The following is a 25500-nucleotide window of genomic DNA, read 5'->3' as shown; positions in this document are numbered from 1 at the left end:
TTGGTTGTGATAAATATATAAAAAAATCCAACGATTTTTATCGTTGGATTTTTATTGGGTATAAAAGATATTATTTATTTAAAATTTTCTAAGATTATGTCCCCTACTTTACTTTGTGTATTATTTGATATTTTAATTATATCTAACTTGCACATATCACTGTCGTTTATATTTTTGGAACCGTTTGCAATTTCTTTAATATTATCTCTTTGAGTTATTATAATTTTTTCAAATTCATCAATCTCAGCTTGATCAAGGTCTCCATTCACATGCAATTTATAATGTTCGGTCATAAGCTTATTTAATAGTAAGGCTATTTCATCGTCTTTTTCTTTTCCACTTAATAGTTTACTATTTTTATTTATAAGATAGGCTTCTTCTTCAAATTGTCTCAACTTGTCGATGAAATTATTGATATTTTCTCGATGCTTATAAGTAAATTCTTTACCTAATTTCATACTCTCTCCATTATAGAATCTTTTCATTGCATAATAGATTCCTATATAAAATAAAGAAGCAGTAACAACTGTTTTGAGTATGTCTATTAGAAGGGGGGTGTCCATCATGGATCAATCTATTCTTCCATTGAATGATAAACATTATTCACGTCATCATCTTCTTCAAGTCTTTCTAAAAGTTTGTTTACTTCTTCCTTTTGCTCATCAGAAATAGCTGTAGTAGTTGTTGGAATGCGTTCAAACTCAGAAGAAAGAATTTCTATATTGTTTTCTTCTAAATATTTTTGAATAGCACCAAATTGTTCAAAAGGAGCATAAAGCATTACCGAACTATCCTCTTCGTCGGCAAATACTTCTTCTACTTCAAAGTCAATCATTTCCATTTCAAATTCTTCTAAGTCCATTCCTAATGAATCTTCTTTAACTTTAAAGTTAACCACATGGTCAAACATAAAAGAAACTGAACCAGAAGTTCCCAAATTTCCGTTACACTTGTTAAAAGCAGCACGTACATTAGCAACAGTACGGTTATTATTGTCAGTAGCAGTTTCTACTAAAACAGCAATTCCATGTGGGGCATATCCTTCAAATAATACTTCTTTATAGTTTTCAGTATTCTTATCAGATGCTTTTTTAATAGCACGCTCAACATTGTCTTTTGGCATGTTGGCAGCCTTCGCATTTTGAATTATTACACGTAAGCGAGAATTGGTTTCGGGGTTGGGACCTCCTTCTTTAACTGCCATTACAATATCTTTACCAATACGGGTAAAGGTTTTAGCCATGGCTGACCAACGTTTCATCTTTCTTGCTTTCCTAAATTCGAATGCTCTTCCCATGTGTATGCTGTTTTAATTTTGCTTGGCAAATGTAACTAATGCTATAAAAAATTGCAATTAAAAATGTTTTTTGAAAATTACATCACCTTTTTGTTCATTGTAAGCTTTCCAAGTGCCTTTTTGCTTATCATTTTTATAATGTCCTTTAACTTTTATATTTCCGTTTTCATAATAGGACTTATAAGAGCCATCTTTTAAACCATCCTCTAAATCAACTTCAAATTTTAATTGTCCGTTTTTATAAAACTCTTTGTATGACTTAGCACTTAAATCTGAAGGGTGTATTGGCGGAAGCTTAAAAAATGTTGTTGAATTTTGAGTACGTGTAGAATCTTTATAAGGAGCTAACTCTAATAGTAGTTTCTCTCTTAATTTTTTGTCTTTTTTAGTGTTTATATCAATGTTTTTAGGATCTTCATAAACAAGAGAAATATTGCTTTCAAACAACTCATCAGAAGCAATTAGTTGCATGCCAATTTGAGAAAAACAAGTGATATATGGTTTATTCTTTTGGAGTTCACGTCGAGTTTTGTTATCAACCAAACTTAAAAGGTCTTTGTAGGAGTTAGGTGTGTTTACGTAAGCAAATACACTAGATTTCTTTTCAAAATGATAATTAAAATCATCGAATTTTTCTGAACTTTCAAGTGTATACCCTATTAAATGATTATTAATAATTTCTTTAATAGTGTTTGGACTGGTACTAAAAACTACAAAATCATCAATAATTGTAAAGTAAGGTTTGTCCATTTTAGAAAACATGTTTCCTGCTAACATTTTAAAGAATCCTTTAAGGTCAAAAAAGTTAATAGGGTAGCCTCTATAATTGATTTGTTTGTACTTTAAAGGAGTATTTTCTTTAATTTTAGAAAGAATGAACTGAAGGTTTTCTTTAGCATCATCAATATCATCAGCTTTAATAATAGCAGCGATATCTTTTTTGTTTTTTGAGAGCTCAGTATTAAAATGAATCAAAGCTATTTCACTTCCAATCCAACTATAAATATGTTTAGACACTTTAATATCTAGTTTATCCTCAATCATTGTTAGTTGATCAGAATACATTTTAAAATCAGCAGGATTTTCTTGTTGAAGTTTCTCTAAATTACGATTAAAAGTTTTGAAGTCATCAAAAGCAAAACTAAGATATAAAGAAGTGTTTTTTGGAGCTATTTTAGCAACGCTACGTTTACCAACTCCAGACTTTTGTAATACTTTTAGGTAGGTTTGTGAGTTACTGTCAACATTTGTAAAGCCTGTAGCTTGAACTATAACGCCTTCTATAATTGAAATGTCTAACCCCGAGTAAAAAAATGTTTCTTTATTTAAGAAATCTAAATTGCTAGAACTGGTAAAACAATTTAAATAGTCTTTTAGGTATTTATGTTGTAAATAAATATTGAAAAAACCATCAGTATCTGTTTTCTTTTTTATTTCTAAAAAGTTAAGATCACGTCCAATAACAGGATTTAAGTATTGGTCTATTGACTTTTCAACTAGAAGATGAGTATAGGAAGCTATAACCTGATTTTTAATAAAGGAAAGATGTAGCGTTTCTCTTGTTTTCTTATTATACAGTTCTATAACTTCATGCTCTTTATATACACGTTTAGTTACTTTATAATCTTCACCTGCTAAATTGCTTATAGCTCTTTTTAGAAAAATAAGTTTGGAAAACTTTTGTAAATCAGCAATGTATAACAAACCATATTTTTTAGGGCTGAATACATGTACAGAAATAACCAGATTACGTTCTCCAATAAAATCGAAAATTTCCTTTTTTGCTTTAAAAGTTTCATCTAAACTATTTATACCTTCAGATAGTTTATTGATTTGTTGATTTGTTTGAAGATGCGTCCAAATTTCACTTGAGCTTATTTCATCCCAAGTGTCAATAGGTCTCTCAGTATCAACTATAAAAACAGCATCATCAGGAACTAAGTAAATAGACTTGATATTATCATTCTCAGATAAGGTGAAAATATAAACTTGATAGATAACAAAGCCAATAACAAGGGCAATAATGCCCCAAAACACTCTTTTTTTCATGCTACTTCCTGTGCTTTTAAACCTGTAAAACTCCCAAATTGAATTTCTTTTCAATAGGTGCGTGGTCAGCAGCTTCAATTCCCATAGAAATCCAAGTTCTAGTATCTAGTGGGTTGATAACTGCATCTGTCCAGATTCTTGCCGCAGCATAATATGGAGATATTTGATTATCGTATCTCGATTTTATTTTATCGAATAATTCCGCTTCTTTTTCAGGAGTAATTTTTTCGCCTTTTTTCTTTAAAGCAGCTGTTTCAATTTGTAACAATACTTTTGCAGCAGAAGCTCCACTCATTACCGCTAATTCAGCACTTGGCCATGCGAAAATAAGACGTGGATCATAGGCTTTACCACACATAGCATAGTTTCCTGCTCCATAAGAGTTACCTATAACTACCGTAAATTTAGGAACTACAGAGTTACTTACGGCATTCACCATTTTAGCTCCGTCTTTAATAATACCGCTGTGTTCAGATTTGCTTCCTACCATAAATCCAGTAACATCTTGTAAGAAAACTAACGGTATTTTCTTTTGGTTACAATTGGCAATAAATCGTGTAGATTTATCGGCTGAATCGTTATAAATCACCCCACCAAACTGCATTTCGCTAGGTTTTGTTTTAACGCCTTTTGATTTTACAATTTTACGCTGGTTGGCGACAATACCAACAGCCCATCCATCAATACGAGCATAACCGGTAATAATTGTTTGACCATAACCAGCCTTATATTCTTCAAATTCAGAATTATCTACTAAACGTTTAATGATTTCCATCATGTCGTATTGCTCATTACGAGCTTTTGGTAGAATTCCGAAGATATCGTCTTCATTTTCTTTTGGAGGAAAAGCCTCTTTTCGGTTAAATCCAGCTTTGTCATAATCTCCAATCTTGTCCATTAAATTTTTAATAGTGTCTAAAGCATCTTTATCATCTTTCGCTTTGTAATCGGTAACACCAGAGACCTCACAGTGCGTAGTTGCTCCACCCAACGTTTCGTTATCAATAGTTTCACCAATAGCTGCTTTTACTAAATAACTACCCGCTAAGAAAATACTTCCTGTTTTATCTACGATAAGCGCTTCATCACTCATAATTGGTAAGTAAGCACCACCAGCAACACAACTTCCCATAACGGCAGCAATTTGAGTAATTCCCATGCTACTCATTACAGCATTATTTCTAAAAATTCTTCCGAAGTGTTCTTTATCAGGAAAAATCTCATCTTGCATTGGTAAGTATACACCAGCAGAGTCTACTAAGTAAATAATTGGCAATTTATTTTCAATAGCTATTTCTTGAGCTCTTAAGTTTTTCTTTCCTGTAATAGGGAACCAAGCACCCGCTTTTACCGTAGCGTCATTAGCAACAACAATACATTGCTTACCACTAACATATCCCATTTTTACAACCACACCACCTGAAGGACATCCTCCGTGCTCTTGATACATATCTTCACCTGCAAAAGCAGCGATTTCAATAGAGTTAGATTTGTTGTCTAATAAATAATCAATACGTTCACGAGCGGTTAATTTTCCTTTCTCATGATGTTTGTCAATACGTTTTTGTCCGCCACCTAATTTAACTTTGGCAAAGCGTCTACGTAAATCTGATACTAAAAGTTTATTGTGGTCTTCGTTTTTGTTGAAGTTAAGATCCATGGTAAGTTATTTGTTTGCGTGTGCTAAAATAAGAAAAAGGACGTATAAAACAAGGTGTTTACCTATACGATTGAATGATGTTTTCAACAGTTTTTTCTATTTCTTTGTTTCTAGATTGTTTTAGTAAAATATACGGTTCAGCTACACGTTCATTACAGTTTTGTACAGCACAAGTTTCACAGGTAATACCAACTGTTTTTTTAGTGAAAGTATCTTCATTAAAAAAATGAAGCTTGCGTTTTAAATGTGGAGAAAGCAACATGCCTATACTCACACTGCGATTAATCTTATCCTTAAAAGGATCAGCAGTAGCTGCAGATAATACTAAATATTCCTTTTGAGAGTTTTCGTACGATGATATTTGAATTCCGTAAGCCGAATTTTTTTCTTCTGAAACTTCTAAATCTTGTATTGTTTTAATGGCAATCCACCTTCTACAATAATGCTCATTGTTGCGATTAGCATGTGGAGATTGTTGTTGTGTAATATGTAGTTCTTTGGATAGTCTATGTATAGGAGAGCCTTCTTTATGTGTAAAACGTAAAAAGAAAAGATTTTTAATGTTAAAGTGTTTTGGTAAGATGTTAGTTAAACGTTGGTAGAATGTCTCATCAGAACAATTATAGCTTCTAATAATTTTATGCAACTGTAAAGGTTGCCAGGTTTTTAAAGAAAAAAGCTGTGTTAGTTTTTGAATTAAATCACCTTTCGGGATAATTAAAGCACCAGCAAAATAAGAAGCAATAAAATTGTTTAATACTTCATCAAAGCTTTCAAACTTTATCCATGGAAAAGTGTATAATCTGTTTTCTATTTGTAGATAATTGTAGGCTATCTCTTTAGCAAAAATGAATGTTTTCTGAGCTTCGTTTATATCATTATATATTAGTAGCGTCTTGTTTTTTGGAATGTAGATGTTTCTCAGTTCAGATAACTTTTGATGTTTTGATAACTCTTCACTGTCTATGGTGTAACCATATTCTTCAATTAAAATCTCCTCTAAGTCTTTTGAAGTAATAGGAGCATTTGGATTTATTTGATATGCTTTGATGAAATCGGTAACCTTTGTTTCAATGTCTTCAAAATAGTTGTTGTGAGCTTCTTGGTATGAACGCAATGCAGCAAGAAAAAAACTTTCTCTTGTTAAATTATAGTTTTGAGATATTTTAATAATAGTACTAATAAACGCATTCACCTTAGCAGGGGCATTAGCAATAATATCAATTAGGTTGTTTTCTTTAATACCAAATAAGTCAAGCGGAATCTCTTTCAAAATTTTAGACTGTAAAATTTCACCGATAGGAGCTAGGTTTTTATCTAACTTTAAGGATACCAGATGATCGTAAGGCACTTCTAACTTCTCAGAAAGAATAACAATTTTATCGGTTTTAGGATATTTTTTTCCTTTCTCAATTTCGTTTAAATACGATTTTGATAAACCTGTTAGTTTGGCTAATCCAAAGAGTGATAGGTCTTTATCTGTGCGTATTTGCTTCAATTTTAATCCGAAAACTAATCTGATATATTCTTCTTCCAAGATGTTTTTATTAAAAGATTCGTAATTCAAAGGTATAAAAATTAGCGAATTAATAAAAATTAGTAAATTTAATATATTTAGCGAACGTTCGCTTTTTTGTTCGAGTTCTTTTTTTTAATATTGAACTGTCAATCAATAAGAAAAAAATAAAATAGTATGAATCAAGATGTTTTAGCAAAAGAAATTCAATGTGTAGGTTTTGATCAAACCAAGTATAAAAGTGTTCTAACTAATGAAGCCAAAGTATTTTTAATACAGCTTCAAGAAAAGTTTAATAGCCAAAGACTTCAATTGTTAGCTGAAAGAGAAATCGAACAAGCGTATTTTGACGCAGGTAATAATCCAACCTTCCCTTTAGAAACTAAAGAAATTAGAGAGGGTGATTGGGTGTGTGCTACGTTGCCAGAAGACTTGTTGGATAGAAGAGTAGAAATCACAGGACCTGTTGAACGTAAAATGATTATCAATGCGTTAAATTCTGGTGCAAAAACGTTTATGGCAGATTTTGAAGATAGCAATTCACCTACCATTCAAAACATTTTAGATGGTCAAGTAAATTTACGAGACGCAGTAACTAAAACAATTTCATTTTACAACGCTGCAAAAGATAAAACTTATGAGTTAAAAGACAAGGTAGCTACTTTGTTAGTAAGACCAAGAGGGTTACACTTAAACGAAAAACATTTGTTGATTGATGGCGTAGAAATGTCTGGTTCTTTGGTTGATTTTGGTCTGTACTTTTTTCATAATATCAAAACCTTACAAGAGAAGGGGAGTGCAACTTATTTTTACTTGCCTAAACTAGAGCATTATAAAGAAGCACGTTGGTGGAATGATGTTTTTGTATTTGCTCAAGAGTACTTAGGGGTGCCACAAAAAACAATTAAAGCGACAGTGTTGATTGAAACAATTACTGCAAGTTTTCAGTTAGATGAAATTATTTATGAGTTAAAAGATCACATGGCGGGATTAAACTGTGGTCGTTGGGATTATATTTTCTCATACATTAAAAAGTTTAGAAACCATACCAATTTTATAGTACCAAATCGCTCACAAGTAACCATGAGCAGTCCGTTTATGAAAGCCTATTCGTTACGAGTTATTCAGTCGTGTCATAAACGAGGTGTACATGCTATGGGAGGAATGGCAGCACAAATTCCAGTAAAGAACAACGATGAGCTAAATAAAGAAGCCTTTGCAAAAGTGAAGAACGATAAAGAGCAAGAAGTAAAAAATGGACATGACGGAACTTGGGTTGCACACCCAGGATTAGTAGAGGTTGCGATGGATGTTTTTAATGAAGCAATGCCAAATGCTAACCAGATAGATAAAAAGTTAGAAGACTTATTTATTTCTGAAGAAAATTTAGTTGAATTACCGGAAGGTACTATTACTGAAAAAGGAATACGAGACAACATAAATGTTGGAATTTTATATGTAGAATCTTGGTTAATGGGGCAAGGAGCTGCTGCTTTGTATAATTTGATGGAAGATGCAGCAACTGCTGAAATCTCTAGAACGCAAGTATGGCAATGGTTGCATAAAAGTGTAATGTTAGAAGACGGTAGAACATTTACTGGAGGAATGTATGAGCAATTTAAAAAAGAAGAGATTACAAAAATAAAAAGTTATGTAGGTGAGGACAGATATAACAAAGGAAAATTTGACTTAGCTATTCAATTATTTGATGAGTTGATTTTAAGCAAAGAATTTGTAGAGTTCTTAACGTTACCAGCGTATAAATATCTATAGAAGAAAAGCCCTCAAAAATGCGGCAACATTCAAGAGGGCGAGTTATCAATAAAAATTAATAACCTTATCAATTACAAAATTATGAAAAATTTAGCACACGCTAATTATAGTTCTGCTTTACAAACTGTGAAAAAGTTAAAAGAAAAGTACGGAACGACATGGAACTCAATTTCTCCAGAAAATGCTGCTAGAATGGTAGCGCAAAACCGTTTTAAAACAGGTTTAGATATTGCTAGGTATACCGCTACTATTATGCGTAAAGATATGGCAGCTTATGATGCAGACTCATCTAATTATACACAGTCTTTAGGATGTTGGCACGGGTTTGTGGCGCAACAAAAAATGATTGCGGTTAAAAAACATCATAAGACAACAAGTAAACGCTATTTGTATCTTTCAGGGTGGATGGTAGCTGCGTTACGTTCAGAGTTTGGACCATTACCAGATCAATCAATGCATGAAAAAACAGCAGTACCATCATTGATTGAAGAAATTTATGACTTTCTACGTCAGGCAGACGCTATTGAATTAAACGATTTATTCCGAAGGTTAGAAAACGGAGAAGATGTACAGAGTGAAATTGATAATTTCGAGACACATATAGTGCCAATTATTGCAGATATTGATGCAGGTTTTGGAAATGAAGAAGCAACGTATTTATTAGCGAAAAAGATGATTCAAGCAGGTGCTTGCGCCATTCAGATAGAAAATCAAGTTTCAGATGCGAAACAATGCGGACATCAAGATGGAAAAGTAACTGTACCACATGAAGATTTTATAGCAAAATTAAATGCAATCCGATATGCTTTCTTAGAGTTGGGTGTTGAAGACGGAGTTATTGTTGCAAGAACCGATTCAGAAGGAGCAGGATTAACTCAAAAATTACCGGTGAGTCAAGAATCAGGAGATTTAGCCTCTCAATATTTAGCATTTGTAGAAGCAGAAGAAATTACGATTGATGAAGCAAGAGAAGATGATGTGTTATTAAAACGCGATGGAAAGCTAGTACGTCCTGTACGTTTAGCAAACGGGTTGTATAAGTTTAGAGAAGGAACGAATATAGACAGGGTTGTGTTAGATTGCATAACAAGCTTACAAAACGGAGCAGATTTATTATGGATTGAAACACCTACACCTCATGTAGGACAAATAGCAAACATGGTAAATAGAGTGAGAGTAGTAGTACCAAATGCAAAATTAGTATACAACAACTCACCATCATTTAATTGGACGTTAAACTTCCGTAACCAAGTATACGACGAAATGGTTGCTGAAGGCGAAAACATGACAGGATACGACAGAAATAATTTAATGAATGCAGTTTATGATGGTACAGAATTGTGTCACAGAGCAGATGATAAAATCCGTACTTTCCAAATAGATGGAGCAAGAGAAGCGGGAATTTTTCATCACCTAATTACGCTACCAACGTATCACACAACAGCATTACATATGAACGACTTAACTCAAGGTTACTTTGGAGAAGAAGGGATGTTAGCATATGTAAAAGGTGTACAACGACAAGAAATTAGAAAAGGTGTATCGTGTGTAAAACACCAACGAATGGCAGGTTCTGATTTAGGAGATGATCACAAAACATTTTTTGGAGGAGAGATGGCATTAAAAGCGGGAGGAGGAAAAAATACGTCTAATCAATTTGAAGTTAAAAATGAAAATAAAGTAGAACTACAAAGAGCGCCTGTAGTTGCTTAATTTTTTAAGTAATGCAGTTGTTTTTAACTGTATAAAAATTTTAAATTTTCTTCTTTTTTAGTTACATAGTTTTATGTTGTTTTGAAGTAGAACTCCACTTGTACAAGTGGAGTTTTTTTAATGGAAATAATTACTTTAAATACCATCTATATTGTTATAAGACATAATTAACCTATTTTTTATTACTAGAATTACTGCTTTTGTGTTTGAAAATCATATGCTTATGGGTTTTTCTCTGAGATTAATGGATAAATTTTTCAAATTTGAATAATCTGATAGTATGATTAATGATGGTTGCTTTATCAGAGTTTTTAGGAATGTCAAATATCTGTAAAGTAATGACAAGATATTTAATTAGCTATAATCAATTTTTATTTGGACAGGTGGTATCCGAAAAACCTCTAATAAAAGAGTAGGAATTATTAAAAAACTTAACTAATTATGGAAACAGGTACAACTATTGAAACCCATAAAGCAGTTGTTGAACAGCTAAAAAGTATTTTAGATGGTAATCCAGCAATGGCAAAAAGTCTTGGAGATTCATTAAAAAAAGCGGTAGAATTATCAAAAAATGGAAGCCCAGATAAAACCATACCGCCTTTAAATAAAGATCTTTACAAAGCAATTGATAAAGAGTTTAAAGGAAAAGGATGGCCAGAAACCGTCGCTGCATATTATGACTACTTAGACATTTATGTACAGATGGTTCCCAATGAAAGTAGAGATCCAGAATATCCTAATGCTTGGACAAGTGATGGAACTAAAAACGGATACAATCAAAAAGTATACGATTTACTTTGTCAATCCTATTGGTTAATTGATCAAACAGATTCAGAAGGAAAAACGATGCAAAGTTATCCTGAGTTTGCTAATTGGTTAGTGAGTTTTGCAAATGCTTGGGGAACTTTCTTAGATACGGAAGCTTCTTTAACAGACGAAACTTTACAATCGTTTAAAGATGATAAAAATGATCAAGGTGAAAGTGTTTATAATTTTCCTTTGTATTCTGATAATGAAAGTAGTTGGAAAACGTTCAATCAATTTTTTTATAGAGAATTTAATCATGCGGATCCTAAAACGGGAATTTCTCCTTTACGTCCTATAGCGGATCCAAATAATAATACGACTATTGTTTCTCCTGCAGATTGTACTTTTAAAGCATATTATCCAATTGATAAAAAAGGGAATGTAGATAAAATTACGTTGAAAGGAACACATACTATTGGTAGCGTAGATGAGTTGTTGGAGTTTAGTAAGTATGGAGAAAGTTTTTATGGAGGTACATTTATTCATTATTTCTTAAGTCCTTTTGATTATCATCGTTTCCATACACCAGTTAGTGGAAAAATTTTAGAAATTCTTCCTGTGGAAGGAAAAGTGTATTTGAATGTTGAAACAGCAGCTGATGGGCAGTTTGATGCTCCTGATGGTGGAGAAAACGGATATGAGTTTTCACAAGCTAGAGGATTAGTAATTATGGATGCGGGTACTGAAGTAGGAAAGGTTGCTATTTTACCAATAGGAATGTGTCAGGTTTCTGGTGTAGATATGTATACAGAACTACAAGGGCAAACAGTAGTAAAAGGCCAAGAGTTTGGTAAATTTAGATTTGGAGGTTCAGATATTATTATGTTATTTGAAAAACCACCTCATGAGCTGTATATGTTCCAAAGAGATCCTTCGCTAGTGCCTATTCACTTTCAATACGGACAAACTTCAGTTTATTGGAATAAGTAATATCTATTAAAGGAGAGGTAGTTGTTTTTTAAGGAACTACCTCTTTTTTTAAATGTTATAATTTTAATAAAGATTAATGTATGTTTTTTATGATGATACGTTAATACTTTTGATTATCAATTGACTTTGTGATAGGAGTTATTATCTCGCCAGTATGTTTGGTAGATTTTGTTTCAATAAGCATAATTAAACAATCTTCAGAAGAGCTAACTCTGTGATTGATACCTTTAGGAACTACGTATAAATCTCCTGTTTTCATTGTAAAATTAGGTTGATTTTCAATTTCCATTAAAAGGTTTCCATTAATAATATAAAAAAGCTCATCCTCATTTTCGTGATTATGCCACGGAATATCTTCTCCTTTAATTTTAGCGAGTTTGACATATTCATTGTTAACTTCAGAAACTATTTTAGGAGAAAAGTAATCTTTTAACTTTTCAGCTTCTTTTTGAATATTAATTGTTTGAGTTGTATCCATATCACACATTATTAAGACTTTGTTTTTAGTTCCATTTTAATATTACAGCGCTCATAAGGACAGCCTTCTTCTACAGGAATTTCTAAAAAACTGAATTTTCTATAAATGTAAATAGCATTTTCAAGTTTAGTATTAGAGTATAGTACTAATTTGTTAAAGAGGTTGTTTTTAGCAAACTCAATGCAATGCTGCATCAGCTGTTGTCCTATTTTATAACCTCTGTGTTTCGGAGAAACAGCCATTTTTGTCAATTCATAAACATTAGGTTCTTCCATGGGCATCAAAGCAACAGTACCTACAACTTCATTATTCAATTTTGCAAAGAAAATATGTCCGCCTTTGTTAATAATATATGTATGAGGATTACTCAAAACTTCCTTATCATAAGGTTCTACGTAGAAAAATGTTTGTAACCATTCAATATTCAAATCATAAAAAGAAGTGCTATACTCTTCTTTAAATGTGGTAATTGCTACTGTGTTTTTTGTTGTATTCATTTTTATGTGTTCTATAATAGCTTTGCTGAAGGACTTTTCATTAAACTTAGTCTCTAACTTATTTATAAGTTCAGTTAGTGAATCAGATTTTATACTTGTATACTCTTTTAAAATATGTTCAATACCATTCCAAATAGGAGTGATACTCTCTATGAGTTGCTTTCCTTTGTTAGAAACAAAAACAATTTTTTTCCGCTTATCCAATTTGTCTTCTTTAAGGATGATAAGTCCTTTTTTATGAAGCTTATTAATAGCTTGAGTTGTGGCAGGCTGCGATGTTTTTAAGTTATTGGTAATCTCAGTATTGGTAACACCATCTTTATTTTTAATAATTTTAAAAGTTGGAAATAAATAAGGATCAAAATCAATATTAAATTCATTATATACCAATTGTGTTTCACGCATCATGTAATCACTAGTTCTTTTTAACCTTGAACCTAAACCAATTTCTCCTAAACCTTTTAATACATCCATAATTAAAATATAAGTGCTTATATAAATGCAAATATATATATATGTTTTTTTGTTTTAGAGCAACTCACGTTATTTTAAATAAATCCCTAGATAATATATACCATGGAAAATAATAAAATATTTTTCATATATTTGTACAGAAATTTAACAACAAGTAAAATGAAAAAAAACAAAATTATTTTTTATGTAGCTACAGGATTATTAACATTATTAATGTTTTTTTCTGCAGGAATGTATTTTTTTAATCATGCTGAGGTAGCTAAAATGTTTACAGCTTTTGGGTATCCAACATATATTATTTATCCGTATGCAATAGCTAAATTATTAGGGGTAATAGCCTTGTGGTTTTTAAGAGGGAAGTTTTTAAATGAATGGGCATATGCAGGTTTTTTCTTTGCTTTTATTCTTGCTTTTTTTGCTCATCTTATGATTGGAGATGGAGAACAAACAGGGGCTGCAATTGCACTAGTACTATTAATAGTTTCGTATATTTATAGTAAAAAATATAATGAGCAATAACCCAACAGCAACTGTTACTTTAACTGATAGAAATTACTTAGCAGAAGCAAAAATGAGGAATCATTTTACAGTTATCGACGAACCTTTAGATAAAGGAGGAGACGATAACGGACCCACCCCAGTAGAATATTTACTCACTGCAATTGGGGGGTGTGTTTCTATCACTTTACGTATGTATGCAGAAAGAAAAGGCTGGGAATTAGGAAAAATAACAGTAAATGTTAGTCAAAAGGAACAGTTAACTTCTGAAGGAATTAAAAAATCATTAGTAGAAGAAATTTCTTTTGAAAAAGAAGTTACTGATGAGCAACGTACTAAATTATTAGAAATAGCAGGCAAATGTCCCGTAGCTAAAATGGTGAAAGGAGCAACAGAAATTGATACAAAAATAACAACATAAATGAAAAAAATAATCGCTTTCGCGGGTAGTAACAGTAAAAAATCAATAAATAAAGAATTAGTAATATATGCATCAGGTTTACAACAAGAGGCTGAAGTTTCGATATTAGATTTAAATAATTATCCATTACCTATGTATGGAGTCGATGAAGAAATGGAGAATGGTATTCCAGAAAATGCAGCAAAGTTTCTAGAAAAAATTAAAGAGGCAGACGGTATAGTTATATCGTTAGCAGAACATAATGGAAATTTTACTGTAGCATTTAAAAATATAATAGATTGGATGTCGCGTATAGAGCAAAAAGTATGGCACAATAAACCTCTGTTATTATTATCAACCTCTCCAGGGGCTAGAGGAGGAGCATCGGCTATGGAAATTGCTAAAAATGGATTTCCGCATATAGGAGCAAATGTTATAGCTAATTTTTCTTTACCAAAATTTTATGATAACTTTAAAAACGGAAGTGTTGTAAATGAAGAGTTTAATCAAAAAATAAAAGAAGCAGTTACAACTTTCCTTAAAGCAGTATAAACATAAAATATATATAGTATGTCAGAAGCAAAGGAGATTGTGAAAAAATATAGTAATGATGATGTAACTGTAGTTTGGAAGCCAAATAAATGTATTCACTCAAAAAAATGTTGGAAAGGCTTGTTACAAGTATTCAATCCGCAAAATAGACCATGGATTAACATGGATGGAGCAACTACAAAAAGAATAAAAATGCAAGTAGAAGAATGCCCATCAGGAGCTTTATCATACATTTCAAAAAAGGAAGGTAGTCAAGCTGCAGCTCACACAGAAACTAAAGTAGAAGCATTAGAAAACGGACCTTTATTAATCTACGGAACTCTGCATGTTACGAATCCAGATGGAAGAACAGAAAAGAAAAATAAAACAACTGCTTTTTGCAGGTGCGGAGCTTCTCATAATAAACCGTATTGTGACGGTACACATGTAAAAGTTGAATTTAAAGGATAATTATGAAAATACAGCAAGAAGATAATGGCAAGAAAGGAGAGTTCTTTATTGAAGTTGATGGAAATAGAGATGGTTTAATGACATATACTTGGGCAGGTGAAGATAAATTAATTATTGACCATACTGAAGTTGGAGATAGTTTACGAGGAAAAGGAGTAGGCTATAAGTTAGTAGCAGCTTCTGTAGAGTTTGCTAGAATTCAAAACATTAAAATCCTTCCATTATGCCCATTTGCTAAATCAGTTTTTGATAAAAAGTCAGAATATTCAGATGTTTTAGCGTAATAAAAATTCCTTTTCAGTATTTGTAAATAATTTATATTCCTTGGTATATAAATGTTGTTTTTGTATTTTTGTATTCTAAAAAATAAGAAAGTTAAAATGAAGATAGTTTTATACGGTAGAAAAGGACATGCACATACGGTTGCATATAAAAACTTTCTAAAATCTGCAGAAGTACCGTTTGAGTACAAAGATGTTTCTATAAATGAAGAAGCAAAAGAACACAGCAAAGAACTGTATGAAGGGCAAGTAAAGTATCCAACTTTATTTGTTGATGATGAAGTGTATTTAACACCTTCATCAGATACGTTTAATAAGTTGATGCAAGACTTAAAGTTAAAAGGGTAACCTTATTTTAATTAAATAATAAAAAAGGCTAGTAGCTAACAGCTAATAACCAAAAAAAAATGGGAGATATTTCAAAAGACATCAATTCAAAATTTCCAAATGATAAAGTGAAAGCGTTTATCAATATTAAGTATACTGCTAATTGGATAAGTAGTAAAGAAAATGAGTTTTTTAAACAATACAGTATTTCACCACAACAATTTAATATTCTTCGTATTTTAAGAGGAGCTAAAGAAGCTATAAAAGTTCAAACAATAAAAGACAGAATGATTGAACGAGCTCCTAATGCTACAAGACTAATGGATAAACTGTACGAGAAAAACTTAATAGACCGTGTACGATGTGAACATGATAGAAGAGTAGTTTATATAAGTATTACCCAGCAAGGAAAAGAGCTATTAAAAGCAATAGATGATAATTTACATTTAGGTTTTATTGATAATTTAACAGAAGAAGAAGCCACTCAACTTAGTGATTTACTAGATAAAATAAGGTAATTTATTTTACATTTATATGTGAAATTAATAGGAAGTCTAGTTTAAATATTGTACCTTTTAAGAAAGTGAAACGATAAAAATTATGTATACATACGATACACTTTCGGAAGCATTAAATGGTTTAAAGAAAAGAGGATTTACTCTTGATTTTAATTTGAGAGAAAAAGAAATAGAGAGTAAAAATACTCAAGAAATTTTCTCTCCAGATTTCTTTGAAGTAGTTGAGATATATCGATTTGAAGGAATGAGTAGCGCAGGAGACAATTCTGTTGTGTATGCAATTCAAACAAACACAGGTGTTAAAGGAGTTTTAGTTGATGCTTATGGAGTGTATGCTAACTCTCTTTCTCCAGAAATGATTCAAAAATTGAAAATAGTACGATAATAAAAAAGAGCTACTCTCCTCATCAAATTAAGGTGTTTTCCTTATATAATAAATAACCTTTTACCTATAAGTTTCTAAATAGGGTTAAGATATATTTGGGTTGATTAATTAACCCAAACTAAATTTTATGAAGACTTTAAAAAACCTAATGTTTGTAAGTATCTTTTTTATGGTATTTACATCATGTCAAAATGAAGAAACTGTACTGCCAGGTGAAACTCAAACAGAAGCAGTAGATGCTAAGGCTGCAAAATCCGCAGATGATCTTAAATTAGATTATCATGAAGATTACGGAGTAGTCAAAGCGGATGAATACCCAATGAATCCAGAAGGAGTTAAAGAACCTACTTTAGACTTATTTTTAGAGAAAGGAAATCTTAAAAAAGAAGAATTAAAAAGCTATCGTATTGTAAAAGATGAATTTTCTGGTATAGGTTTGGCTGAACATAGAATGGACGATGGTAATGTAATACAAGTACCACATGAATTTCAAAGGCAACCAGTTTATAGATTTGAGGCTGAATTAAACGATGGAACAAAAGTTAGAATTATAATAATTATAATATGTTCAAATGGTTTAATTATAATCATTTGGTGGTAATAAAATAACTGAACAGTTTTAAAAAGACCTTATACTTAGTGTAGGGTCTTTTTTTTATGTGGTAAACATATTATAAAAATATGTATCTTGCAATTTATTATGCACGCATAGTACTTTATAAAAACACGACAATGAAATACAAACATATTTTTGAGCCCTTAGACCTAGGTTTTACCACTTTAAAAAATCGAGTTTTAATGGGGTCAATGCATACTGGTTTAGAAGAAGAGAAAAATGGAATTGAGCGTATTGCTACATATTATGCAGAACGTGCAAGAGGAGGTGTAGGTTTGATTGTTACTGGAGGAATTTCTCCTAATATTCAAGGATGGACAGCCCCTTTTTCTGCTCGTATGAGTACAAAAAAACACGCACGTGAACATAAAGTAATCACAGAAGCAGTTCATAAAGAAGGAGGTAAAATTTGTATGCAAATTTTACACTCAGGTCGTTATGGATATCATCCATTCAATGTAGCACCTTCAAAAATTAAATCACCAATAACCCCTTTTAAACCTTTTGCTTTAAAGCAATCGGGAATACGAAGAACCGTAAAAGACTTTGTAAATTGTGCTAAATTATCTCAAGAAGCAGGATATGATGGAGTTGAAATAATGGGATCTGAAGGATATTTAATCAATCAGTTTATAGTAACAAGAACAAATAAACGAACTGATGATTACGGAGGGAAATATGAAAACAGAATCCGTTTAGCAGTAGAGTTAGTTCGTAAAATTAGAGAAGCTGTTGGTGAGAATTTTATTATAATCTATCGTTTATCAATGTTAGATTTGGTAGAACAAGGAAGTTCTTGGGAAGAAGTTGTGCAATTAGGAAAAGAAATAGAAAAAGCAGGAGCAACTATTATAAATACAGGAATTGGTTGGCATGAAGCACGAATCCCTACCATTGCAACCTCAGTTCCTAGAGCAGCGTTTACTTGGGTAACTAAAAAAATGAAGGCAGAATTATCTATTCCTTTAGTTACTTCTAACCGAATTAACATGCCAGATACTGCTGAAAAAGTATTAGCAGAAGGACATGCAGATATGATTTCTATGGCGCGTCCATTTTTAGCAGATCCAGAATGGGTAAACAAAGCAAAAGAAGAAATAATAGACGAGATAAACACTTGTATAGCTTGTAATCAGGCTTGTTTAGATCATGCTTTTCAAAAGAAAGTGGCGAGCTGTTTGGTAAATCCAAGAGCATGCCATGAAACAGAACTGAACTATAATCCAACTTCAAAAAAGAAGAAAATAGCAGTTGTAGGTGCAGGACCAGCAGGTTTAGCTGCTTCAACTGTAGCAGCTCAAAGAGGCCATAACGTAACCTTATTTGATGCTGATAAAGAAACTGGAGGGCAGTTTAATATTGCAAAGCAAATTCCAGGAAAAGAAGAGTTTTACGAAACCATTCGTTATTTTAACAAGCAGTTAGAATTACACAAAGTAGCTGTAAAACTAAATACAAAAGTTTCTGCAGAAGACTTATACAATGAAAATTTTGATGAGGTTATTTTAGCTACAGGAATTACCCCAAGAACCCCGAGAATAAAAGGAATAGAACACGAAAAAGTATTGAGTTATATTGACGTTGTAAAATTAAAGAAACCTGTAGGTAAGCGTGTTGCTGTTATCGGAGCAGGAGGAATTGGTTTTGACGTTTCAGAATACTTGGCTCACGAAGGAGAGAGTACTTCTCTAAATGTGGATGCTTGGTTAGCAGAATGGGGAATCGATAAAACTTTAGAAGCCCGTGCAGGAATAGAGGGAATTGCACCAGAATTTGATCCATCTCCAAGAGAAATCTTTATGTTTAAGCGAAGTAAAGGAAAATTTGGAGGAAACTTGGGGAAAACTACAGGATGGATACATCGTGCAGTACTAAAGAAGAAAAAAGTACAATTTATAGGAGAAGTACAATATACAAAAATAGATGATGAAGGTTTGCACTATGTTCAAAATGAAGAACAAAAAGTATTACCGGTTGATAATGTAATTATTTGTGCAGGTCAAGTTCCATTTAAAAAATTATTAGAACCGTTAGAAGCTAAAGGAATGAAAGTTCACGTAATTGGAGGAGCAGATGTTGCAGCAGAGTTAGATGCAAAAAGAGCGATAAACCAAGGAAGTAGGTTAGCTGCTGAACTCTAGTTTTATATAAATTTAAAATCACTAAAAAAGTCTTGCTATAGCAAGACTTTTTTTATATGTATTAAGATTAAGAGCATGAATAAGTCTAAATAATTACCGATATTTGTAGCTCACATTTTTTTGAAAAAAGTAAATTATGGCAATGAACAAAAACACTGTCCTAGGTTGGGCAACGCTTATAATGGTATTAATGGGGATTTTACTTATATGTTTAGCAGTATTTAAGTACGATGAAATAGCCGGATATGGTTTTGGTGCTGTTGGTTTAGGTTTTTTTGCTAATGCATGGGTGTTTAACGCCTTAAAAGGAAGAGTTTAAAAATAAGTTTATGGTTTGTAGTTTATTTGTTGATAAGTTCTAATCAAACTTCAAATCATGAAATTATAAAACCAAATTATGGGAAAGATTGAAAAGTTTGAAGATTTAGAGGTTTGGCAAAGAGGAAGGTTGATTTGTCAATATGTTGAAGAACTCTTTCTAAAATCTAACTTATCAAAGAATTATAGCTTAAAAGATCAAATGGAAAGGAGTTCTGGGTCAATAATGGATAATATTGCAGAAGGTTTTGATAGAGATGGAAATAGTGAGTTTCATAATTTTTTAAGTTATGCAAAAGGTTCGGCAGGAGAACTAAAGTCACAATCCTATAGAGCTTTTGATAAAAAATTAATTACGAAAGAACAATTTGAAAAATTATCTGAAATGTGTGAAGTTGAAAAGAACAAAATAGGAGCTTTTATGTATTATCTTAGGAATTCAGGTATCAAAGGACAAAAATTTAACAGAAAATCGTAACCCCAAAAACTATAAACTTCAAACAACAAACTATAAACAATAAAACAAATGAGCGACGATAAAAAAGTCATTTTTTCAATGAATAAGGTCTCTAAGACCTACCAAAGCACAGGAAAACAAGTTTTAAAAGATATTTATTTAAGTTTCTTTTACGGAGCTAAAATTGGTATTTTAGGTTTAAACGGTTCGGGTAAATCTACCTTGTTAAAAATTATAGCTGGGGTAGAAAAAAACTACCAAGGTGATGTTACTTTTTCTCCAGGATATAAAGTAGGCTACTTAGAGCAAGAACCTAAGCTAGATGAGAATAAGACAGTGATGGAAGTTGTAAAAGAAGGAGTTGCAGAAACAGTTGCCATCCTTGACGAATACAACAAAATCAATGATATGTTTGGTTTAGAAGAAGTGTATTCTGATCCTGACAAGATGGAAAAGTTGATGAATCAACAGGCTGAGTTACAAGATAAAATTGACGCTTCTAACGCATGGGAACTTGATACAAAGTTAGAAATAGCCATGGATGCGTTACGTACACCAGATGGAGATAAGAAAATTGGAGTATTATCAGGGGGAGAGCGTCGTCGTGTAGCTTTATGTCGTTTGTTATTACAAGAACCAGAAATTTTATTATTAGATGAGCCTACCAACCACTTAGATGCAGAATCTGTACACTGGTTAGAGCATCATTTAGCACAATATAAAGGAACTGTAATTGCTGTAACGCACGACCGTTATTTCTTAGATAACGTTGCAGGATGGATTTTAGAGTTAGATAGAGGAGAAGGTATTCCATGGAAAGGAAATTATTCATCTTGGTTAGACCAAAAATCACAACGTTTAGCGCAAGAAAGCAAAACAGCATCTAAGCGTCAAAAAACATTAGAGCGAGAGCTAGAGTGGGTTCGTCAGGGAGCAAAAGGTCGTCAAACAAAGCAAAAAGCACGTTTGAAGAACTATGAAAAGTTAATGAGCCAAGACCAAAAGCAAACAGAAGAAAAATTAGAAATTTACATTCCGAATGGTCCACGTTTAGGAACGAATGTAATCGAAGCTACTGGGGTCTCTAAGGCTTATGGAGATAAGTTATTATATGAAAACTTAGAATTTAACCTTCCACAGGCGGGAATTGTAGGGATTATTGGTCCGAACGGAGCTGGTAAAACCACTATTTTCAGAATGATTATGGGAGAAGAAACTCCAGATGCAGGAAACTTTAAGGTAGGTGAAACTGCAAAAATTGCCTATGTTGATCAATCACACTCAAATATAGATCCTGAAAAATCTATTTGGGAAAACTTCTCAGAAGGTCAAGATTTAGTGATGATGGGAGGTAAGCAAGTAAACTCTCGAGCTTATTTAAGTCGTTTTAATTTCTCAGGAAGTGAGCAAAATAAAAAGGTAAATACTTTATCGGGAGGAGAACGTAATCGTTTGCATTTAGCGATGACGTTAAAGGAAGAAGGTAACGTGCTATTATTGGATGAGCCTACGAATGATTTAGATGTGAATACTTTACGAGCTTTAGAAGAAGGTTTAGAAAACTTTGCTGGATGTGCTGTGGTAATTTCGCATGATAGATGGTTTTTAGATCGTGTTTGTACGCATATTTTGGCTTTTGAAGGAGATAGTCAAGTATATTTCTTTGAAGGTTCTTTCTCTGATTATGAAGAAAACAAGAAAAAACGTTTGGGAGGTGATTTAATGCCAAAACGTATTAAATACAAGAAGTTAATTAGATAAATTAGATATCTATATTTTATAAAAATAAAACTCGAAGTTAGCAGCTTCGAGTTTTTTCTTTTTCTATAACAATTGTCCCCTCAATGCAAAACTGTTTAGTAGATAGTTTTTCATAGTATAGTAGATTATGTTAAAGTTTTCTTAAATACAATTATCATGCCGAAATTATAAACTTGTTTTGTCTTTATTGATTAATCCGTGGTTTTAAATAATTTTTACTGTTAATGAGTAGGTTTGTTGTGTGTTTTTCTTAAAATAAACCTTTTAAAGGTAGTAGAAAGTAACTTCTATTTATTAATAACTTTGTATCAAACAACACCTTTGTATGAGAAAAAGTATTCAATTGATTGTTCTACTTTAGGACGACACGCTCAACTACATTAAAGAAAAATATTATTTGAATTAGGTAGCTCATCAGTTCAAATATAAAAAAGCCTCACCAATATGTGGTGAGGTTTATAAGTATTTATATTTTATAAGTTTAGTAGCATCTTTCAAAGTAACCATCAACACAGCAATATGGAACATCAGTAATACAGTGTACTGGAGAAGGATATTGATTGTTACAGGCTAAACCTTCTCTAGGGCATATACTAGTAATTCCACCAGTAATAGATTTTTGTTCAGAAGCTTTTAAGACAGACCCCATGTTTGAAATATTTTTTAACATAATCATAAATTTTAAAGTTGATATAAATTTATGTAATAGGTCTCAACTAAACTTTAAAAAAGCCGTAATAAAAGTAAGGTAATTACATACTTTTAGAAGAAAAGAACTACCAGTTGATTATTTAAGAAAAGCTTTTGAAAGTCTTAAAAACTCTGTCTTATTATCACCATCATGTGCATAATGGCCTGTGTTAGGAACTACCCATAATTGAGAATCATTAAGTGTTTGGTGAAGCTGTACTACGGAGTCTAAAGATATTTGTTCGGCCTTATCTCCTAAAACAAGTAATGTCTTAGCTTTAATCCTTTTTAGTTCTTCATCTGTTAGTTTTATTTTATAATTAGCAAGCTGATTTAAAATACCTTTAATTTGTTCTTCTCCACCAGCGTGATAGTCTCTAATCCATTGGAATTTTTCAATATTATTATAATTAAAAGTATTAAGCATAGAAGGGAAATTTTGACTATCCCAGTTTCCATTAGCTCCTATAATAACCATAGCTTCTACAAGTTCAGGACTCATACTACTTAATTCAAGAAGTACATCTCCACCAAAACTCAAACCAATTCCTTTAATTTTATCAATACTAAGCTTTTTTATAAGAGACAAAATATCTTCGGATGCAGCTCTTACAGAAAACTGTTTTTCAAATTTACTCGATTTTCCATGTCCTCTTAGGTCTATTAAGTATACTTCAAAATCATTATAGTATTCTTTAATATATTTTTGCCAAGCAATAGAGGATTGTGTAAAACCATGTAGTAAGAGAAGAGGTTGACCTTTACCATAAACTTCATAATAAATTTCAAGACCATTTATATTTACTCTTTCATGTTTTTTTGGAGTAATTGTATTTTTCATATTTATTTGTTTACTCATTGTTCTAATGAGTGCTATTATTGGAAAGCGAATATATTAGTTTTTAGAATTTAAGAATAACTATTTACTCTTTCTGAAGTAAACAGGACATTTTATTGTTGTTTTATTGAAAAGGTACTGTATCAATAAATATTTTTTAACTATGAAAAGCAGCATTATGAACTAGCTTTCCACCGCAACTCTTACATTGGCCTGAATTATCTGAACCAACAGTACAACCGTTAGAGCAAGTATAATGATATTGTCCAGCTGCATTTGGCCCAGAAGTGGGTGGCGTTGCAGGTGTTGATATTGGTGCATTCGAAGTTTTGTTTGGAGTATTGTGGAATCCTTGGTTGTGAGCAAGTGGAGTTTGACAAACAGGGCAGGTAGTTCCTTTAATATTTGAAGTTCCTCCTTTACACTTTTTAGGGCATATGTAATGTGCACCCCCTATAACACCAGTAGAAACATTATTAGTATTTGGAAGTTTAGGAGTTGGACGTTCACTAAAAGGAACTGTTAGCGGATTTACAGGTGCTTTCTTTTCTTCTGTTTTACAAGAATAAAAACAGCATAATAATACGAAGATTGCGAATATTTTTTTCATATTCAAATATAAAAAAACCTCGTCAAAAAAGACGAGGTTTTAACTATATAAAGTTTGTGAATCTTATAAGTGAATCACTTCGTCATAAGCATCGGCAACAGCTTCCATAACCGCTTCACTCATCGTTGGGTGAGGGTGGATAGCTTTTAATACTTCATGACCAGTTGTTTCTAATTTACGTCCTAAAACAGCTTCAGCAATCATATCAGTAACACCAGCACCAATCATGTGGCATCCTAGCCATTCACCATATTTAGCATCGAAAATTACTTTTACAAATCCGTCAGGAGTACCTGCAGCTTTTGCTTTACCTGATGCAGAGAAAGGAAATTTTCCAATTTTTAATTCATAACCTTTTTCTTTAGCTTGCTCTTCGGTTAAACCAACAGAAGCAATTTCTGGAGTAGCATAGGTACAACCAGGAATGTTTCCATAGTCAATAGCTTCAGTGTGTAAACCAGCTAATTTTTCAACACAGGTAATTCCTTCTGCAGAAGCAACGTGTGCTAATGCTGGACCAGGTGTAACATCACCAATAGCATAATAACCTGGAATGTTCGTTTGATACCAATCGTTTACTAAGATTTTATCTCTATCAGTAATAATACCCACATCTTCTAAACCGATGTTTTCAATATTAGTTTTAATTCCAACTGCTGATAATACGATATCTGCTTCTAAAATTTCTTCTCCTTTTTTAGTTTTCACGGTAGCTTTTACTCCGTCACCAGAAGTATCAACAGCTTCTACAGAAGAACTTGTCATTACTTTAATTCCAGCTTTTTTGAAAGAACGTTCCATTTGCTTAGAAACATCTTTATCTTCTACAGGAACAATCGTTGGCATAAACTCAACTACAGTTACATCAGTCCCCATTGAGTTATAGAAGTGTGCAAATTCAACTCCGATAGCACCAGAACCTACAACAATCATAGATTTTGGTTGTTTAGGTAAGCTCATTGCTTCACGATAACCGATTACTTTCTTACCATCTTGTGGCAGGCTTGGTAATTCACGAGAGCGAGCACCTGTAGCGATAATAATATTGTCTGCTGAATATTCAGTTACGTTACCATTTGTATCAGTTACATCAACTTTTTTTCCAGCTTTGACCTTACCAAATCCGTCGATGATATCAATTTTATTTTTCTTCATTAAGAATTGAACACCTTTGCTCATTCCTTCAGCAACACCACGACTACGCTTAATAACTGCTTCAAAATCTTTATCGATTGCTTCTGCCTTTAAACCGTACTCATCAACATGTTTTAAGTAGTCATATACTTGAGCAGATTTTAATAATGCTTTGGTAGGGATACATCCCCAGTTTAAGCAAATTCCACCTAAGTTTTCCTTTTCAACTACAGCGGTTTTAAACCCTAATTGAGAAGCTCTAATAGCTGTTACATAACCTCCGGGACCACTTCCGATTATTAGTACGTCGTATTTCATGTTGTTTACTTT

Annotated in this window: 27 protein-coding genes; 16 read left to right on the top strand and 11 right to left on the bottom strand. The window is 32.2% G+C overall.

What is annotated here, in order from left to right; all coding sequences use genetic code 11:
- Positions 1-74: 74 nt before the first annotated feature.
- From C7448_RS07115 to C7448_RS07095, 5 genes are read right to left on the bottom strand one after another with little or no spacing between them, the layout of a single operon-like run.
- The gene (locus C7448_RS07115; protein ID WP_170137012.1) at positions 75-563 is read right to left on the bottom strand and encodes a hypothetical protein; all 489 of its coding nucleotides are present in this window, start codon (positions 561-563) and stop codon (positions 75-77) included.
- A gap of 11 nt (positions 564-574) precedes the next feature.
- Positions 575-1297, bottom strand: a complete 723-nt coding sequence (locus C7448_RS07110) for a YebC/PmpR family DNA-binding transcriptional regulator (protein WP_115900683.1) — start codon at positions 1295-1297, stop codon at positions 575-577.
- A 57-nt stretch (positions 1298-1354) separates the two neighbouring features.
- Positions 1355-3346 (bottom strand): DUF3352 domain-containing protein, encoded by a 1992-nt coding sequence (locus tag C7448_RS07105; RefSeq protein WP_115900682.1) that lies wholly within the window; start codon positions 3344-3346, stop codon positions 1355-1357.
- 16 nt (positions 3347-3362) lie between these two features.
- Positions 3363-5006 (bottom strand): acyl-CoA carboxylase subunit beta, encoded by a 1644-nt coding sequence (locus tag C7448_RS07100; protein WP_115900681.1) that lies wholly within the window; start codon positions 5004-5006, stop codon positions 3363-3365.
- 58 nt (positions 5007-5064) lie between these two features.
- Positions 5065-6543 (bottom strand): helix-turn-helix domain-containing protein, encoded by a 1479-nt coding sequence (locus C7448_RS07095; protein ID WP_115900680.1) that lies wholly within the window; start codon positions 6541-6543, stop codon positions 5065-5067.
- A 156-nt stretch (positions 6544-6699) separates the two neighbouring features.
- Here C7448_RS07095 and aceB point away from each other — a divergent pair, with 156 nt between their 5' ends.
- From aceB to C7448_RS07080, 3 genes are all read left to right on the top strand, one after another.
- Positions 6700-8295 (top strand): malate synthase A, encoded by a 1596-nt coding sequence (aceB, locus tag C7448_RS07090; RefSeq protein WP_115900679.1) that lies wholly within the window; start codon positions 6700-6702, stop codon positions 8293-8295.
- An 81-nt stretch (positions 8296-8376) separates the two neighbouring features.
- Entirely contained in the window at positions 8377-10008 is a 1632-nt protein-coding gene (locus C7448_RS07085) for an isocitrate lyase (RefSeq protein ID WP_115900678.1), read from the top strand.
- 441 nt (positions 10009-10449) lie between these two features.
- The gene (locus C7448_RS07080) at positions 10450-11745 is read left to right on the top strand and encodes a phosphatidylserine decarboxylase (RefSeq protein ID WP_115900677.1); all 1296 of its coding nucleotides are present in this window, start codon (positions 10450-10452) and stop codon (positions 11743-11745) included.
- A 100-nt stretch (positions 11746-11845) separates the two neighbouring features.
- Here C7448_RS07080 and C7448_RS07075 read toward each other — a convergent pair whose 3' ends face one another.
- Both C7448_RS07075 and C7448_RS16115 read right to left on the bottom strand, forming a co-directional pair.
- Positions 11846-12223 carry a cupin domain-containing protein gene (locus C7448_RS07075; protein ID WP_115900972.1) on the bottom strand — a complete coding sequence of 126 codons (378 nt, stop codon included), beginning with the start codon at positions 12221-12223 and terminating at the stop codon, positions 11846-11848.
- An 11-nt stretch (positions 12224-12234) separates the two neighbouring features.
- Complete coding sequence (locus C7448_RS16115) at positions 12235-13194, bottom strand: bifunctional helix-turn-helix transcriptional regulator/GNAT family N-acetyltransferase (RefSeq protein ID WP_115900676.1); 960 nt, start codon at positions 13192-13194, stop codon at positions 12235-12237.
- Positions 13195-13353: 159 nt separating this feature from the next.
- Here C7448_RS16115 and C7448_RS07065 point away from each other — a divergent pair, with 159 nt between their 5' ends.
- From C7448_RS07065 to ettA, 13 genes are all read left to right on the top strand, one after another.
- Positions 13354-13713 carry a DoxX family protein gene (locus C7448_RS07065; RefSeq protein WP_115900675.1) on the top strand — a complete coding sequence of 120 codons (360 nt, stop codon included), beginning with the start codon at positions 13354-13356 and terminating at the stop codon, positions 13711-13713.
- Positions 13703-14113 (top strand): OsmC family protein, encoded by a 411-nt coding sequence (locus C7448_RS07060; protein WP_115900674.1) that lies wholly within the window; start codon positions 13703-13705, stop codon positions 14111-14113. The genes C7448_RS07065 and C7448_RS07060 overlap by 11 nt, the downstream gene beginning before the upstream one ends.
- Entirely contained in the window at positions 14114-14644 is a 531-nt protein-coding gene (locus C7448_RS07055) for an NADPH-dependent FMN reductase (RefSeq protein WP_115900673.1), read from the top strand.
- Between the two features lie 18 nt (positions 14645-14662).
- Complete coding sequence (locus C7448_RS07050) at positions 14663-15094, top strand: (4Fe-4S)-binding protein (protein WP_115900672.1); 432 nt, start codon at positions 14663-14665, stop codon at positions 15092-15094.
- 2 nt (positions 15095-15096) lie between these two features.
- Complete coding sequence (locus C7448_RS07045; RefSeq protein ID WP_115900671.1) at positions 15097-15378, top strand: GNAT family N-acetyltransferase; 282 nt, start codon at positions 15097-15099, stop codon at positions 15376-15378.
- Positions 15379-15474: 96 nt separating this feature from the next.
- Positions 15475-15723, top strand: a complete 249-nt coding sequence (locus tag C7448_RS07040; RefSeq protein WP_115900670.1) for a glutaredoxin family protein — start codon at positions 15475-15477, stop codon at positions 15721-15723.
- 59 nt (positions 15724-15782) lie between these two features.
- On the top strand, positions 15783-16220 hold the full coding sequence (locus tag C7448_RS07035; protein WP_115900669.1) for a MarR family winged helix-turn-helix transcriptional regulator: 438 nt from the start codon (positions 15783-15785) through the stop codon (positions 16218-16220).
- Positions 16221-16302: 82 nt separating this feature from the next.
- The gene (locus C7448_RS07030; protein ID WP_115900668.1) at positions 16303-16605 is read left to right on the top strand and encodes a phosphoribosylpyrophosphate synthetase; all 303 of its coding nucleotides are present in this window, start codon (positions 16303-16305) and stop codon (positions 16603-16605) included.
- A gap of 127 nt (positions 16606-16732) precedes the next feature.
- Positions 16733-17206 carry a hypothetical protein gene (locus C7448_RS07025; RefSeq protein ID WP_115900667.1) on the top strand — a complete coding sequence of 158 codons (474 nt, stop codon included), beginning with the start codon at positions 16733-16735 and terminating at the stop codon, positions 17204-17206.
- Between the two features lie 131 nt (positions 17207-17337).
- Complete coding sequence (locus C7448_RS07020; protein WP_115900666.1) at positions 17338-19362, top strand: NADPH-dependent 2,4-dienoyl-CoA reductase; 2025 nt, start codon at positions 17338-17340, stop codon at positions 19360-19362.
- A gap of 142 nt (positions 19363-19504) precedes the next feature.
- Positions 19505-19681: a CAL67264 family membrane protein gene (locus C7448_RS07015; RefSeq protein ID WP_099216284.1), complete on the top strand. Its 177-nt coding sequence runs from the start codon at positions 19505-19507 to the stop codon at positions 19679-19681.
- 78 nt (positions 19682-19759) lie between these two features.
- Complete coding sequence (locus C7448_RS07010; RefSeq protein WP_115900664.1) at positions 19760-20158, top strand: four helix bundle protein; 399 nt, start codon at positions 19760-19762, stop codon at positions 20156-20158.
- A 48-nt stretch (positions 20159-20206) separates the two neighbouring features.
- Complete coding sequence (ettA, locus tag C7448_RS07005) at positions 20207-21898, top strand: energy-dependent translational throttle protein EttA (RefSeq protein WP_115900663.1); 1692 nt, start codon at positions 20207-20209, stop codon at positions 21896-21898.
- Between the two features lie 481 nt (positions 21899-22379).
- Here ettA and C7448_RS07000 read toward each other — a convergent pair whose 3' ends face one another.
- From C7448_RS07000 to lpdA, 4 genes are all read right to left on the bottom strand, one after another.
- Positions 22380-22568, bottom strand: a complete 189-nt coding sequence (locus C7448_RS07000; protein WP_147300508.1) for a hypothetical protein — start codon at positions 22566-22568, stop codon at positions 22380-22382.
- 117 nt (positions 22569-22685) lie between these two features.
- Positions 22686-23429, bottom strand: coding sequence for an alpha/beta fold hydrolase (locus C7448_RS06995; protein ID WP_211321894.1), 744 nt, complete (start codon positions 23427-23429; stop codon positions 22686-22688).
- Positions 23430-23583: 154 nt separating this feature from the next.
- Entirely contained in the window at positions 23584-24036 is a 453-nt protein-coding gene (locus C7448_RS06990; protein ID WP_115900660.1) for a hypothetical protein, read from the bottom strand.
- 63 nt (positions 24037-24099) lie between these two features.
- Positions 24100-25488: a dihydrolipoyl dehydrogenase gene (gene lpdA, locus C7448_RS06985; RefSeq protein ID WP_115900659.1), complete on the bottom strand. Its 1389-nt coding sequence runs from the start codon at positions 25486-25488 to the stop codon at positions 24100-24102.
- Positions 25489-25500: the final 12 nt, after the last annotated feature.

It is taken from the genome of Tenacibaculum gallaicum, assembly GCF_003387615.1.
GTDB classification, from domain to species: domain Bacteria; phylum Bacteroidota; class Bacteroidia; order Flavobacteriales; family Flavobacteriaceae; genus Polaribacter; species Polaribacter gallaicus.
This window is presented reverse-complemented; position numbering and strand designations above follow the sequence as displayed.